General features: G+C 67.8%; 13 protein-coding genes and 3 pseudogenes. 10 read left to right on the top strand and 6 right to left on the bottom strand.

Going from position 1 to position 14462, the window contains the following annotated elements:
* Positions 1 to 58 precede the first annotated feature (58 nt).
* Positions 59 to 616 carry a telomere-protecting terminal protein Tpg gene (gene tpg / locus JIX55_RS00085; RefSeq protein WP_257561153.1) on the top strand — a complete coding sequence of 186 codons (558 nt, stop codon included), beginning with the start codon at positions 59 to 61 and terminating at the stop codon, positions 614 to 616.
* 214 nt (positions 617 to 830) lie between these two features.
* Complete coding sequence (locus JIX55_RS00090) at positions 831 to 1031, top strand: hypothetical protein (protein WP_257561154.1); 201 nt, start codon at positions 831 to 833, stop codon at positions 1029 to 1031.
* A gap of 272 nt (positions 1032 to 1303) precedes the next feature.
* Here JIX55_RS00090 and JIX55_RS00095 read toward each other — a convergent pair whose 3' ends face one another.
* On the bottom strand, positions 1304 to 2068 hold the full coding sequence (locus JIX55_RS00095; protein WP_257561155.1) for an ISAs1 family transposase: 765 nt from the start codon (positions 2066 to 2068) through the stop codon (positions 1304 to 1306).
* A 239-nt stretch (positions 2069 to 2307) separates the two neighbouring features.
* Between JIX55_RS00095 and JIX55_RS00100 the strand changes: the two genes are divergently transcribed.
* Positions 2308 to 3018 carry a hypothetical protein gene (locus JIX55_RS00100; protein WP_257561156.1) on the top strand — a complete coding sequence of 237 codons (711 nt, stop codon included), beginning with the start codon at positions 2308 to 2310 and terminating at the stop codon, positions 3016 to 3018.
* A 53-nt stretch (positions 3019 to 3071) separates the two neighbouring features.
* On the opposite strand, the gene JIX55_RS00105 is transcribed toward JIX55_RS00100, so the two are convergent.
* Positions 3072 to 3506, bottom strand: coding sequence for a hypothetical protein (locus JIX55_RS00105; protein ID WP_257561157.1), 435 nt, complete (start codon positions 3504 to 3506; stop codon positions 3072 to 3074).
* 254 nt (positions 3507 to 3760) lie between these two features.
* On the opposite strand from JIX55_RS00105, the gene JIX55_RS00110 reads away from it, so the two are divergent.
* Entirely contained in the window at positions 3761 to 4627 is an 867-nt protein-coding gene (locus tag JIX55_RS00110; RefSeq protein ID WP_257561158.1) for a Mu transposase domain-containing protein, read from the top strand.
* Positions 4624 to 5147, top strand: a pseudogene (locus tag JIX55_RS00115) (ATP-binding protein); the annotation flags it as partial. The gene JIX55_RS00110 and the pseudogene JIX55_RS00115, both read left to right, overlap by 4 nt.
* 258 nt (positions 5148 to 5405) lie before the next feature.
* Here the strand turns inward: JIX55_RS00115 and JIX55_RS00120 are convergent.
* The 3 genes and pseudogenes from JIX55_RS00120 to JIX55_RS00130 form a co-directional block, all read right to left on the bottom strand.
* Positions 5406 to 6943 (bottom strand): annotated as a pseudogene (locus tag JIX55_RS00120) (ISL3 family transposase).
* A gap of 128 nt (positions 6944 to 7071) precedes the next feature.
* Positions 7072 to 8211 (bottom strand): GDSL-type esterase/lipase family protein, encoded by a 1140-nt coding sequence (locus tag JIX55_RS00125; RefSeq protein ID WP_257561159.1) that lies wholly within the window; start codon positions 8209 to 8211, stop codon positions 7072 to 7074.
* Positions 8212 to 8281: 70 nt separating this feature from the next.
* Positions 8282 to 8830: a YciI family protein gene (locus tag JIX55_RS00130; RefSeq protein ID WP_257561160.1), complete on the bottom strand. Its 549-nt coding sequence runs from the start codon at positions 8828 to 8830 to the stop codon at positions 8282 to 8284.
* 463 nt (positions 8831 to 9293) lie between these two features.
* On the opposite strand from JIX55_RS00130, the pseudogene JIX55_RS00135 reads away from it, so the two are divergent.
* The 5 genes and pseudogenes from JIX55_RS00135 to JIX55_RS00155 form a co-directional block, all read left to right on the top strand.
* Positions 9294 to 10121, top strand: a pseudogene (locus tag JIX55_RS00135) (transposase); the annotation flags it as partial.
* Between the two features lie 10 nt (positions 10122 to 10131).
* The gene (locus tag JIX55_RS00140; RefSeq protein WP_257569725.1) at positions 10132 to 10422 is read left to right on the top strand and encodes a hypothetical protein; all 291 of its coding nucleotides are present in this window, start codon (positions 10132 to 10134) and stop codon (positions 10420 to 10422) included.
* Positions 10423 to 11073 carry a hypothetical protein gene (locus tag JIX55_RS00145; RefSeq protein ID WP_257561161.1) on the top strand — a complete coding sequence of 217 codons (651 nt, stop codon included), beginning with the start codon at positions 10423 to 10425 and terminating at the stop codon, positions 11071 to 11073. It abuts the gene before it with no gap.
* A 156-nt stretch (positions 11074 to 11229) separates the two neighbouring features.
* Complete coding sequence (locus tag JIX55_RS00150; RefSeq protein WP_257561162.1) at positions 11230 to 12030, top strand: hypothetical protein; 801 nt, start codon at positions 11230 to 11232, stop codon at positions 12028 to 12030.
* A 237-nt stretch (positions 12031 to 12267) separates the two neighbouring features.
* Positions 12268 to 12708: a hypothetical protein gene (locus JIX55_RS00155; protein WP_257561163.1), complete on the top strand. Its 441-nt coding sequence runs from the start codon at positions 12268 to 12270 to the stop codon at positions 12706 to 12708.
* A gap of 386 nt (positions 12709 to 13094) precedes the next feature.
* Here JIX55_RS00155 and JIX55_RS00160 read toward each other — a convergent pair whose 3' ends face one another.
* Positions 13095 to 14324 carry an IS110 family transposase gene (locus JIX55_RS00160; protein WP_257561164.1) on the bottom strand — a complete coding sequence of 410 codons (1230 nt, stop codon included), beginning with the start codon at positions 14322 to 14324 and terminating at the stop codon, positions 13095 to 13097.
* Positions 14325 to 14462 lie beyond the last annotated feature (138 nt).

The following is a 14462-nucleotide window of genomic DNA, read 5'->3' on the forward strand; positions in this document are numbered from 1 at the left end:
CTGGTTCCCGCCGGCCAACACGGGCGGCCAGGACCCCACCGCCGAGAAAGGCTGAGCCGTGGCAGAGATCGACGACGCCATCGAACGCGCCGACCGGGAAGCCTTCACCCGCCAGCCGCCCAAGACACTCCAAGCGCGCATCAACTTCCTGATGAAGCAGCTCAAGACGACCAAAGCCGTTGCACGCGAGATCGGGGTCAGCCAGCGATCCGTGGAGCGCTACCGCAAGGGCGAACGCAAACACCCGCCAAAGGACATCGCCGAACGGATCGACGCCGCCGTACGGCAGCGCTGGCAGCCCCAGGTCCGCAGACGCCGCCGGAAGCAGGCCGCCACCACCACGGGCATCACGGTAGAGACCAGAGCCCGCTTCGGCTACACCGCACCCATCGGCACCACCGACGACGGACGCCTCCGCCGCCTCACCGTCCACCTCCCCCCCACCTACGCACAGCGCCTCTTCAACGCCCGCGACACCGGAGCCGACGACCAACAGATGCGCCAGATCATCGCCGAAGGACTCAAAGAGATCTACTTCCAGGACCGCGGAACCCGCGCCACAGGACTCACCGACGTCACCCTCAACGACATCGACTACCTCGACCTCGACTACTAGCCTCACACCGGCCGCAGGCCCAGCACCTGCTTTGTTGAGCCGGAGCACGACAGCCGCCACCAAGACAGGCCTATTGTCACTTTGCGTCCGTGGCTGCCTCGGTGCGCCTTCCGCAGTGGATGGCATCGGGTCGATCGAACTGACACCGACCCGCGCCTGCCGAAGGCGTCTGTGCCCCTTACCCGGCCGCCGACCTGGCGGGCAGACTGCGTTCATGCAGCTCCCCGCCGAAGCCGTCACCGCCACCGTGCTGATCGAGGTCGTACGGATCTCCGCCCTCCCCACCAGGCGGGACGTCCCGTACCCCGGCACAGCGGTTGCCCACTGGGCCGGGAGCCAGGCCGACGCCGCCCTGGCCTTCATCGAGAGCCTGCCCGGCAGTGAACAGCACCGCTGCGGCTTCTCGCCGGGCTGAAGCGTCCGGGCATACGAGGACTCTCTCGATCTGGCGCTGTTGGAGGCGCGTTCTGCTTCACCTGCCACGAGGTCCGCATGCAGGGACCGGCGGTGCCGCCCGCTCCGGCCACGCAGTTCTTCGACCCGGGCGCCCTGCCGGCCCAGACCCTGCTGTCTCTCTTCCGCAAGGCAGCTCCGCAGCCGACCGACTGGATGAGCGTCACGACAGAGGCCCAGGGCGACACGATGAAGGCATTCTCACTCTTTCCAGGGCGCCAAGGCCAAGGCTGGTCAAGCGGTGAGTTCGGGCCGTGAGGCAGGCACCGCGGTACGGCGGTGCCTGCCTGATGGGCCGTCATTGGGGTGGACGTCGCCAATGACGAAGTCCACCAGCAGCTGTTCCAGCGTCGAGGCCTTGTCGGCGTGCTCGCGCTGGGTGTGCATGGCGTCGCTGGTGACGACGACTCCTGCCAGATCGGCGACGGTGTCCAGCAGCGGCTGGAAGCAGGTGATCTCGTTCGTCTCCTCGCCGACGTCCAGCTGGGCTAGGACCAGGCCGGTGGCGTGCTCCAGTGCGGCGAGCAGGTGGATCTCGCGGCCGTTCGCTTTTGCCGCGCCGCGCAGGCTTTTGCCGTCCACTGCGAGGCCGCGCAGCCCGGTCGCCTTCGGGCGACGGTCGGCGAGCCAGCGTCCGACCGCCCGGTCCAGCGCGTCGCCGTCGATGCGGGCCAGCAGGCGGCCGACCGTGGTCTCTGCGGGCAGGACCCGCCTGGGCAGAAGCGGATCGGGGTCCGCACCGACCTGTTCCAGCACATGCCCAGGGGCATCGGCGATCCATTCACCGACCGCCAGCAGCGAGGTCGCTCCGGCCAGCACCGCGCACGCGGTGAGAGTGAGCACGACGGCCAGGCGGTGGCGCACCCCGCGTGGGTCACGCGGGTCCGGCACCTCGGCCAGCCGCTCCATCAGGCCCGGGAGCTCCTCGGGTCCGGCCTGCTGTTTCTCGCGCAGTTGGTCAAGGGCCGGCGGATTCAGAGATGATGCGTCGGCAGGCACGGTCTTCCACTTGGATCACGGGGCGTAGAGAACTCCATGATCTCGGAAGCCGTGCCTGTCACGTTCCGAGAGCACCGCCGCTGAGCTGGCAGTCCGCCAGGAACCGGGCGTCACGCGACTACGCCGAAGCCCTGCATCATCAGCGCGGATGATTCCGCATGTGAATAATGCCTGCGGCATGACCCCGTCAAAACTGCGAAGGTCTTGCCGGAATTCGGCAAACAAGGCGGGAAGGCCGAATGTCATCCAGCAGAACCAAGCGTTCCATCGCGGTCGTGGTGGCAACCGTCGCCATGGGAACCATGGCGGGTATCGCTCCCGTCGGTGCCGCGGAGGTCGATCCGCTTCAGCAGCAGATCGACGAGGTGTCGGCGAATACCGAGGGCGGCGTTCAGATCAGCAGCGACGAAATCGCCTGGAACGACGGGGAAGCGATCATGGCCTTCCCGCTTCCCGGTGAGGAGCAGGCCCCGGTGAGCAGCCCCGTGGCGCAGAAGCTGCAGGCCCAGTACGTAGGCCTTGCTGCCGATACACGGGAGCCGGCGGTCTCGGAGGCCCCGGTCGTGGCGGCCGCCGACGACGACCCGCCTGCGGACGAGGAGGTGAGCGCGGCCGAGAGAGAGCCCTATGTCTCGGCCGCCGCCTCGGACAGCTGCCCGACCCAGGTGTTCGGAAACGACTGGTACTGCTTCTACCAGTACAAGTCCTTCAAGGGGCGCAGGCTCCAGTGGAACGCGACGCACAAGGACTGGGTCTACTTCTCCAAGTTCGACTTCGAGAACAGAACCCCGTCGTGGTCCAACAAGGGCGCGAAGGCCATCAAGGTCTACGGGCGTCGGTTCGCCGGCCAGGACACCAGCTGCTACTCCCCGCTGTGGAGCGAGAATCCCCATGAGCGCTCCGCGTCGGCCAACTGGGACAACGCGGCCGACTGCTTCCTGACCAACTGACGCATACGGCGAACGCCGGGTGCGGGAAGGGCTTCGGCCCGGACCGCTCCCGGCTATTGCTTCTTCAGGAGGTCAAGCAGAGTTCCAGACGCCCGGTCCAGGAATGCGGACCGGCCGCCGTACGACTTCTGTGCCAACGTGTACAACAGTTTGAGGTCATCGTTGATCTGCTTGTCCAGGAGTGCTGGTCCTGAATTCCCGGTGCTCTGCCGTGTGCTGATGTCCTCGCTCTGGCTCCCGCTCGAGATGCGAAGGGTGTAGGCGTCGGCGTCCTCCTGCCGGATCGAGAAGATGAAGTCACCGATCACCGTCCGGTAGCCCCCGTGCTCATGCGACTGCCAGTCAAACCCTGCCGATTCGGCGGCTTGTGCCAATTGCCCAACGATCGCGTCGCCCTTGTCCGAGACGTCTACGTGGACGTTGCCGGCCAGCGCACCCGCTGCTATCTGTTCGCCTTCCGGCTGGCCTACTCGGGCAAGGCCGTGCACCGTATCTCACGTTCCTGCGGGCAGCAGGCGTTCCTCGAAGGACACGTCCACGCGCTGACCACGCTGGGCGGGGTGCCGGCCGGTCAGGTCCGCTATGACAACCTCACCCCGGCCGTGAAGAAGGTGGTTTTCCGCAACCGATCGCGGGAGGAGAACCGCGCTGGACCGCCTTCCATGAGTACTACGGGTTCACCCCGTTCTACTGCGAGCCGGGCCTGCGCGGCGCTCACGAGAAGGGCGGGGTCGAGGGCCAGGTGGGCTACTTCCGCCGCAACTACCTCACCCCGGTGCCGCGGGTCGACAGCCTGGATGAACTCAACGCCCGATTAGCCGAGTTCGAGGCGAAGGAGGATGAGCGGAGGATCGGCGCGAGGATGCGGACGATCGCGCAGGACTTCGTCCGTGAGGCCGGTCATCTGCTGCCGCTGCCGGACGATCCGTTCGCCACCGGCATCACGCTCACGCCCCGCGTCGACCGCTACGGCATGATCACCGTGAAGATGTGCCGGTACTCGGTCCCGGTCCGCTTCATCGACCGCAAGGTCACCGTCACGCTCACCTGCGACGACCTGACCGTCTATGACGGCCGGCGGGAGATCGCCCGCCACCGACGGCTGGCCGGTCGCGGCGCCGAACACCTCGTGCTGGACCACTACTTGGAAGCCCTGCTGATCAAGCCGGGGGCACTGGAACGCTCCGAGGCACTTCACCAGGCCCGCGCCGAGGGCACCTTCACGGCCGTCCACGAAGCTTTCTGGGCCGCGGCCAAGAAGGCCCTCGGCGACACCGAAGGGACGAAAGTCCTGGTCAAAGTGCTGTTGCTGCACCGCCACCAGCAGCACGCCGACGTGGTGACCGGGATCCGCGGGGCCCTTGCGGCGGGCACCTTCAACGAGGACGTCATCGCGCTGGAAGCCCGCAAGGCGGCCCAAGCGGCCGGGCCGGCACCGACCGTCGCCACCAGCATTCCCGTCCCGGAGCCGTTGGACCTGGACCCGGCCCAGGTCACACCCCTGACACCGCGCCGTCTCGCCCGCGCTCTGCCCGCCGACCAGCGTCCCCTGCCCCGCCTGGAGCAGTGGGACGAGCTGTTGCAGCTTCGCCGGAAGGACTCATCATGACCACCGCCCATCACGCCCTGACCGCACAGGCGTCCGACGCGGCGATCGACACCGCCTGCCGGCTGCTGCGGCTGCCCACCATGCGAGCCCAGGCCGCCGACACGATCGCCCGGGCCGAACGCGAGGGCCTGTCCTATGCCGGGTTCCTCGCCGAGCTGCTGATGGCCGAGTGCGAGGACCGCGACCGGCGCCGGGCCGAACGACGCATCCGAGCGGCCCGCTTCCCCCGCGCGAAATCGCTGCGGGAGTTCGACTACAGCGTCAACCCCCACGTCGATCCGGCGGTCATCCACAATCTCGCCACCTGCGAGTGGATCGCCAAGGGTCACCCACTGTGTCTGATCGGGGACTCGGGAACCGGCAAGTCGCACCTGCTGATCGGGCTGGCACCGCGGCCGCCATGGCTGGCTACCGAGTCCGCTACACCACCGCAGCAGCCTTGGTGAACGAGCTGGTCGAGACGGCAGACGACAAGCAGCTGGGCAAGACCATCGCCCGCTACGGACGCGTCGACCTTCTCGAAAGCGTCCCACCCGTCCAAATCCCCACCCGGCTCACGCTCACTCACCTGGCAACGTCCCTACAACCTGTCTGTGTCCGCCGCTGCCCGCGCATTACATGGTGGGGCATCGATTTCTTTCGCGGACCGGAGTTCCGCTCAGGCCGGATACAGGGCTTGATCAAGTTCCGTAGCTGTCCGGATCGTTTCTGGTGCCCAGGATGGGGTCTGTCAAACGAGCGGCTCTGTTTCGTAGTCGGTGGTGACGGTGCGTTCTCCTTATTGCAGGAGGATGCGGTGACGGAGGAGGTCGAATCCTGCTCGGCCGTGCATCTGCCGCATGATCTTCTTGGTTCGGGTATTGGCGCTCTCGGTCCGGCCGTTGTGGTGGGGCAGGGTGAGGCCGGCGTTCACGGCGGCGCGGTCGAGTTCGAGGCCGGTGCAGAAGCTGTGCAGGTGGGGCAGGCCAGCGGTGCGGACTGTGGCGATCCACTGGGTGAGCTTGTCGTCGTTGGCCTGGGCCCGGGGTCAGGAACGCGGCGAACTCGCCGGTGAGTCGGGCGAGTGCGGTCATCTCCGGGCACGCCGCGGTGAGGAGGCCGAGGAGGTCGGTGTCCTTGCTCCACAGGTGCTCGGGGCGGGTGAGCAGGAGCCGGGCGAGCCGGCAGGGGGTTGTCACGGGGCGGTCGCCTTCGGCGCGGCCCTGATTGAGGTAGCGGACCAGCAGGTTGGCACTGCCGGTGTAGCCCAGTTCCCTGATCTCGTGCAGGAGGTGCGTGACGGGAACGGCCGGGTTGTCGGACCGGTGTTGGCGCAGGTGGTCACGGTAGGGGTCGACAAGGGTGGGCCGGTAGCGGGGGGGCGATGCGATCCGCGGGCGGTTCAGGGATGCGGGCGTAGCGCTTGACGGTATTCAGGGCGAGGTTCAGTCTGCGGGAGCAGTCGAGCAGGCCGACGCCGGAGTCGAGGAGGGCGTGGACTTTGTGCCGGCGCTCGCGGGTGGTCTGTTCGCGGATGCCGCCGTGCCGGGGCGGGTTGACGGTGGCCCAGCAGGGGGTGTGGGCGCGGACCTCGGCCAGGACTTTGTCGCACAGGTTCCGCCACAGATGCCAGCGGTCGCTGACCTGCACCGCGTCGGGCAGGGCCCGGCGGATCGCCTCGGCGTAGGTGGCCGAGCCGTCCCGGCACACGACTTCGATGCCTTTCTGCCCGCGCAGCCACGCCTCCAACGTGGCGGCTTCGCGGTCGGGCAGGACATCGACGCGTTCCCCGGTCTCGGCATCGATGATGATCGTGGCGTAGCGGTGACGGCGGCGCAGGGCGAAGTCATCGACCCCGATCACCCTTGGGATCCGCAGCGTCGGCGGGGGGATTCCCCGCAGCACCCGCAGGGCGGTGGCGAACGATACGGGCACGGCCGGTAACCGGGTGAGCCGGGCAGCCGCCCGGCCGCATAACTCCTTGACCACGCCCGAGACCTGGCTGGTCAGACGCGTGGTGCGGCGCTGAAGCCGCTCGATCAGCCCAGGAACTTGCTCGCGGAAGGTCTGCCGCCGACAGCCCAGGACCGGGCAGAGCAGACGTCGTACCCGGACGTTGACCACGACTCGGCGGCCATCGACCGGCACATCCGCAACGGTCCGGACGTGGTATCCGTGCACCTTCCCTGTCGGGACCCCGCACATCGGGCAGGGAAAGGGGACATCCCGGGTCCGGGCCAAGACCCGGATCATTTCGCCGTCGTCCGCCACATCCTCGATGACCAGCGCCGAGAGCCCTGAAAACACCGTTGCCACAAGGGAGTTGATATCTCGCATACAACGTCCACGACACCCGTCACCAACCGTCACCACCGACTACGGAACAGAGCCGATCGTCTTACAGTCCCCCGGCCGGAGGAGCGTGGAAGCTCCACACCTGGTGCAGGGTGTGGAGCCCAGCTCACTCAGCGGAAGGGACCGTCGGTCGCGAAGGCGTGGGCTGCAAAGCGCTTGCCCATTCGACGGTATGCGGCGGCGGTGGGGTGAAGGCCGTCGGCCAGGTCATCTGCCTCGTTGGGGCCGAGCAGCTCGCGTCCGTCGAGATAGTGGAGGTGGGGATCGGACGCCTGTCGTGCCGCAGCGATCCGGGCCAGCTCGGCACGGACGACCGCCAGCGACAATGCCCCGCCGGCCACATCGGACGGGTCGCCCAGGGCAGCGAGCCTGCCGTCCGGGCCGGTCGCGGCCGGACCGGGTGCCTTCTCCAGGGCAGGACAGCTCACCGGAGAGACCAACAGCAGCGGGGTGTCCGGGTGTCCGTCCCGGATCGTGTCCAGGAATCCGTGTACCGCCGGACCGAACGTCCGCAGCCGGAAGGCGGACAGGCTCACGATGTTGATGCCCACCTTGAGGCTGATCAGGTCGGCGGGCGTATCGCGGATCGTCCGGGCGACATAGGGATCCAGCAGCGCGTTGCCCGCCTGGCTGAGGTTGATCACCTCCACCCCTCCGAGCGCAGCTGCCACCACCGGCCAGGTCCCGGTCGGGCCGTCAGCCTCGATGCAGTGGCTGATGGAACTGCCGTGGTGCACCCAGCGGCGCCGCCCGTCCGGCAGCGGTGCCAGTACGTCGCCGTCAGCGCGCAGTGCCACCAGTTCCGTTGGGGTCTGCTGTGGCAGCCACAACTCGACGCCCTTCATGCCGGCCGGCAGCCCGGCGAACCGTACGGTTGCTGGCTCGCCCGGGATGAGTCGCTGTAGGGCCCCGGGGCCCGCCATCCGCAGCACGTTGCCCACCGGCGCCTGCTGGCGCCCGGCCAAGGCGCCGTCCACCAGCAACTCCAGCATCCCGGTCGGGCGAGGGTGGGGGTCGGAGTCGAGCTGGCCGGTGGAGGTGAGTACCTCGAGCTCCAATGCGCGGGCATCGGTGCGGAACACGAGCCGCACCCCCGAAGGCATGACGGTCACCCCGTAGACCGAGGGGTCCTGGTACTGCTCCTTGGTCCAGGCGGGCAAGCGGCGCGGCATCACCCCTGCCTGTGTGGTCTCCAGGTCCAGCGCGCCCCGTAACTCCACCGGCCCGCCCACCAGTGGAACCGTCCGCATCGCCACCGTCACCGCTCCTTTCCCAGGTCAATGTGGTCCGGAGATGACATCAACCCGGTGCCTTCGTGGCTCATCGACGCCCGCCGAACTCCCAGTCGTGGACCTCGATGTCCGCGTACCGGTCCGCAGTCAGAACGGCTCGTGCCGTGTCCGGATCCGGGGCCCTGAGCAGCACCGCCGTACCCAGCCAGGTGTCGCCGTCGTCGGACAGCAGCGGCCCGTACGCGACCAGCTCGTCCTCCTCGAGCGGCAGGACGAGGTCGGCGGCCGGGCCCTCGCCGAGGCCGAGCACCAGGTACCGGTTGCCACCGGTTTGGCCACCGGGGAAGTCCCACATGGTGCGCCCCAGCACGTTGCGCCACCGGCGCAGCAGCACGTCCCGGTACGCGCCGGCCTGGTAGTTGGGCTCGTCGAAGGCGAACGCGCGGGCGGCGGCGGGATCGGGCAGGTCGACGATGTGCACGCTGCCGGTGGGTGTTTCACCATCATCGGCGAAGGTCGGGCCGCGAGCGATCAGCTCCTTCGCGTACCGGTCCATGTAGGACCAGTGCTCCTCCAGCAGCTCCTCGCGTAACGCGAGGGAGCCGGGCCGATCACGGTGGTAGCAGAAGAACTCCATGACCACAGACCCTTCCCCACCAAGGGCACTATCTCAACTGGCTTTTGGCGACGATGACCCCGCGCTCCGAACGAGGCAGCATCGGCGGGGAAGACAAGTCCGGGCACATGCCGTGCATACAGCTGGACTCCGGGACCATCGCGACCGGCTCCGGCCCTACGGGCGCGTCGAACGGCTTGTAGTGGTCCGGTTCGGCGCACATCGGCCAGGGCTCGTCGGCCGACCACCACAGCAACGGCCCGCCGACGGAACTGCCCCGGGCCCGGCTGCCCGGCCCGGGGGTAGAGGAGGGTGACCTCGCGCGCCGTACCGATCGACTCCGGAGAGATGGCCTCGACATCGAGTCGTGACGCCGCCGATCCTAGCCTCGCGCTTTCGCGAGTGGGTCTGTACGGGCCTTGATCAAATAAGTGGAGAGTGCTGCTGGCCTGCCAACGATGGGACTTGTCGAGGGTCCTGTCAGCTGCGAGGAAAGAAGCACTCTCCAGGTGAAGAAGCGAGCGGGGCGTATCCGCGTGTCCGTGTCGAGGGCGGTGGCCGTGGGGGTGGTCTCGCAGGCCGGGTCGGTGCTGCTGGCCGAGACGGTCCGCAAGTCCGGTCTGGACACCGCGATATCGGCGGCACCCACGCCGTGGCGCAAGCCGCGGGCCGTGCCCGATCCGGGGAAGATCCTGCTGGATGTGGCCCTGGCCGTCGCGCTCGGCGGGGACTGCCTGGCCGACATCGGCATGCTGCGGGCCGAGCCGGATGTGTTCGGCCCGGTGGCCTCCGATCCCACGGTCTCCCGTGTCATCGACACACTCGCCGCATCCGGCCCGAAAGCCCTCCCGGCGATCCGGGCCGCACGTTCCCGAGCACGGGGCGGGTCTGGGAGCTGGCCGGTGCGCACAGTCCGGCCGCCGACGGCCAGGTGATCGTGGACATCGGCGGAGTGCTGGTCCTCGCGCACGACGAGAAACAGGACGCCACCGCGACCTGGAAGAAGACCTTCGGCCACCACCCCCTCGTCGCGTTCGTCGGCCACGGCCAGGCCGGGTCCGGAGAGCCGGTGGCCGCCCTGCTGCGGCCCGGCAACGCAGGCTCCAACACCGCCGCCGACACCACATCGAAACCGCCCGACTCGCCCTGGCACAACTCCCCAAGGCTCTGCGGCGGGGACGGCAGACACTGATCCGCACCGACTCCGGCGGCGGCACCCACGCCTAACGGGCAGTGGCGGGGGCGGTGGCTGTCGTATTCCGTCGGAATGACCATCACCGACGCCATCCACCAAGCCGTGCTGAAGATCCCGAAGAAGGACGTTGCAGTGGGAGAAGGATGGCGTGGCTCGACTCAGGGAACTCGGCGCTCCAGCGTTCCTCGGCAATGGCTACGGCGAGGGGCAGGCCAAGCTCAGCGGTGAGGTCGAGTTCGGCGCGCGCTTCGTGCTGCCGCCCTCAACCACACTCAAGGAAGCCGCCGAGGTGCTCAGCAGGGTGGCAGTGATCGGGTCCCGGATGGCACAGCACGCGACTCAGCCGCAAGCCAAGGAGACTGTGATCGCGTTGATCGACGGAGAATCTGATAGCGGCGACGCAGGGGTGGACGGATAGATGACGGGCGACTTTGGACCCGACCGCTTGCGGCAGCTCTTCGGCGACCCGAACGAGGACGGGGTCTACCTTGTCGGCGTCGTGGAGTTCTCGGACGATGCGAGCGAGGACCAGTGGTCGTACGTCGGGAACACTCAGATGGGCACCCTGGAGTCAGTTGCCAGCAGGCTCGGCTATGAACGGCGTGACATCACGATTGCGGAGTCTTACCGAGAGCCTGGCCGTGGGGTGCTGCCGGACGGCACAGAGCTGGCGGTCACGTCGACCACCGTGCGAGGGAGCGCATCCTGGCATCTGAGTAGCCGGGAGCCAACGCCGGAGAAACGGCTCCGGTGGGCAGGGCATCCAGTGCCACCTCCGCCCGAGCCGGTGCCGGTCGGTCCCAACATGGAGACGGCGAGGCCTCGGATCGAGGAGCACCAGGGAGAGGTCTTCTACACGAAGACCGGCAAGCCCTTCACCTACCGGACCAACCGCTACACCCTGGTCATCGTCGAGAGCCGGCGCAACGTGCAGTGGCACGAGATCAGGTCAGCGCTGGAGGCATGGCCGATCGCGGGGCCGTCGGAGATTCCACGATGCCCCGAACGTTCTGGGCGGTACGTCTACGGGATCGTGTCCGACGAGCGGATCCGGCAAGGGGACTGGTGACAACCTTGGACCTGCGGCTCTGTGGCGGCTGATGCGATGCTCGCCGAACCTGCCGAATCGTCGGACGCTACAGCTACGGTTATGGGTGAGATTCTACAACCGCGACATCCTCGTCGACCGAGCGCCGAGGAAGGACCCGAGCAGTGACGAGGACGCATGGCCGAGGACCAGGAGTACGACGAGGTCGACGCAGTTGTTCGCATCCCCAAGGGCGAGCGTCTCGCCGACTCGCGGAAGAGCGAAGGCTGGAGTCGTGGGTTCACTCCCAAGACGAGTGACAGGGGACCGGAGCACGTCGAGATCCGCCTGAAGGCCGAAGACGAGTCAGGTTTCGCAGACAAGCCCGAGATCGTCTGCGTCACCGAGTACGTGGAGGATCAGCGTCCTCAGCTCACCCCCGTCCAACAGGCCGTGGCTGACATCGCGGGCCAGATCATCGATGGTCTCGTAGAAATCGCAAAACCTCACGTTGCCCACTGGTGGCACACCCAGACCGTGCCATTCCTCGTTGCCAAGCGCGAAGCCTTGGTGCGGAAGCAACAGGCCCGCAGAGCCCAGAAGAAAGCCTTGCGGGCCGGGGTCACGACGACACCTCCTGTTGCTGTCCCAGGGGTCGAGGCTGACGCGCCTTCCCAAGATGTGGCCACCGCGCCCAGCGACCCGAAGGTCACTGTGACGAGCGAGCAGTTCCAGCAGATGTTCATGACCTGGCTCGCCCGTGAGGACGCCCAGCAGGCGCTCTGGAGCCTCATCGTGAATGCCGAGGTCGAGGATGGCGGTGCTGCCACCCTGGCATGGCAGCAGGAACTGAAAGAGCTTTCGCCTGAGCAGCGAACCGAGCGGGTCATGGAGTTCTTCGCTGCCAACCCCTCGATCCTGGAGGACTTCGCTCGTCAGCTCATGGGCAGCATGGCCCTCGGGCTCGGCGAGACGACTCTCAGGCGCGACCGGGTGTAGGGCCGTGCCGTTTCAGGACGGCGCGTCACTAGCCTCGCCCTTTCATGGGCTTGTTGGGCACGACTGACGTTGGGGGTACCGAGAACGCTTCTGATCTGCCACTTCACCGTCCGGAGCCGCTCTCGGGCTCGGTCGGTTTGCTGCACCTGCCAGGTGCGCGGTGTCCTGCCCGCGTCGGCCACAGTCACGTGCGGAATGGGGGTGCCGCCATTGGGCCCTTGTGCGAGGCTGCCAGCCATGGAGAGTGAGCTGCTGGACGATCAGGACTACGCGTCGGTCCATCAAGCCATGCAACTGCTGTCCAGTCGCTACCTTCATGCCCTGACGCTGAACGCTCGCATGGAGGCCTGGGCGGAATTCGTGACGAGTGTCGAAGAGGGCTTCGACACCACGTGGGCTTGGGAGTTCGCCAACGATATCGCCGATCGCGACTGGCTCCACGATGCCTGGCCGATCTTGACCGAACGGATCCGCAGGCTCCGTCAGCCCGAGCTCGATGCCCTGGACGATCGGTTCCGAGCGGCGACAGCACCGATCAAGCCGCTCGGTATGAGCCGAAGTGCGATGGCCGAGCAAGCGCGGTGGTGGCAGTTCCGCTACCCGCTGCTGGTGACTGGGGATCCGGCTGAACAGCTGCCGCCGACATGGTCCCCTGCGCCCATCCACATCCAGGATTGACCAGATCATGGCGGCGCAGAACACGGCGGTGAGGAACGACTGCGCGGAGCTTTCCGGTGCGGTCACCACCAGCACGGCGCCGGCCCCGAACAGCCCCGTGAAGCCCCACCGGACCAGGTGGAGGCGCCGACGGCGCTCACGCAGCCGAACGCCCGTGAGGATGTCGGCGCGCGTCGGCTGGTAGACCAGCTCGACCGTGTCCTGTCGTCCGTCCCGCCCCATGTCCACGAACATGAAACGGGATCGTACTGCCCGTGCCGGCTGCCGTGATCAGCTAGATCTCGGCGTTGGTCAGCACGAGGAGAGCCCCCAGGACCATGGTCGCGTGTCGGGCGTTCATGCGGACCTTGGTGAGGATCCGCCAGACACCTCACGTTGCCAACGCGTCAAGCGGCGGTGGCGAGTTCGGTGGGGAAAGCGGTGCGTTCGTCGAACAACTCGCGCCGCTGAAGACAGTGATAGAGCTGGCCGAGCATTCGATTGAACAGGTTCCGCAGGGCGGCCGCGTGCCAGTCTCCGTGTTCGTCGCGGCGCCGACGGTAGTGGGCCTTGGCCCCGGGCGATCCGTTCGGAGCGGCGAAGGCCCAGAGGTAGCCGGCGTGGTTGAGTCGGTCGTTCTTCACCCACCGCCGCGTGATGCTCGACTTCTTGCCGGAGGCGCGGGTGATGGGCGAGGAGCCCGCGTATGCCTTGAGTCCCCGGGCGTCGGCGAAGCGGGTGCGGTCGTCACCGATCTCGGCCAGGATCCGGGCGGCGAGTTGGATGCCGAGCCCGGGGAAGCTCAGCAAGATCGCAGCGTCCGGATGCTGAGGCAATGCGTCCTGCACCGCCTCGGCGAGCTGGTCGGCGGCGGTGCAGGCGGCGTCGAGCTGCATGAGGAGGGCAAGCATCTGTTTGCCGAGGGCGTCCTCGACAAGCGGCGGCTGGTGGGCCCACTCGGCGCGGAGGATGTCGCGGATTCGGTCGGCTTCGGCTGCGATGCCGCGCTTGCGGCCGGCCCGCTTGAGGGCGGCCTGGAGCTGGGCGCGGGTCAGGCGTGCTGCCCGCGTCGGGGTCGGGGCGGTCTTGAGGAGTTCACGTGCCTCGGGCCGGCACAGGCCGTTGGTCCAGGTGGCGATGGCGTCCAGAGCGGCCGGGTAGTACTCGCGCAGCAGGGAGCGGAGCTGGTTGGCGAGCTGCTGCCGGTTCCACAGCGCGTCCTGCTGAGCGCGCGCGAGGACGGCGATCGCCCGGCCGAGGTTGGAGTCGTCGGGCAGCGGCCGGTGGGCGTGCATGTCGGTGCGCAGGATGTTCGCCAGGACGAGGGCGTCGCCGGGGTCGGACTTCTTGCGCGAGACGCTGTGCCGGTCGCGGTAGCGGGCGGCGGCCAGCGGGTTGATCGCGTACACCTTCCGCTTGCCGGTCCGCAGCACGGCGACCAACAGGCCGCGGGAGGTCTCGATGGCAACCGGGATCGGGTTCTCCTCGGTGTCGCCGTGCTCGGCGAGAAGCTCCAGCAACAGCTTGTAGCCGACGGCGTCGTCGGTTATGTGCCGCTTGGCCACTAACGTGCCGGTGTCGTCGACCAGAGCGACGTCGTGGGTGCGTTCGGCCCAGTCGATTCCGCAGTAGATCAAGGCAGTTCCTTCCCGACGTGCTGATGTTTGCGCTGGTCACGAGCGCATGCGGGCCACGCGTCGCACTAATCCCAGGCATCAACCGCTGCGCGGATGTGCCGCCACCTCACGAGCCGTTCGTGGCACCAGCGCATCCCA

Source organism: Streptomyces sp. DSM 40750 (genome assembly GCF_024612035.1).
In the GTDB taxonomy this organism is placed as follows: Bacteria; Actinomycetota; Actinomycetes; order Streptomycetales; family Streptomycetaceae; genus Streptomyces.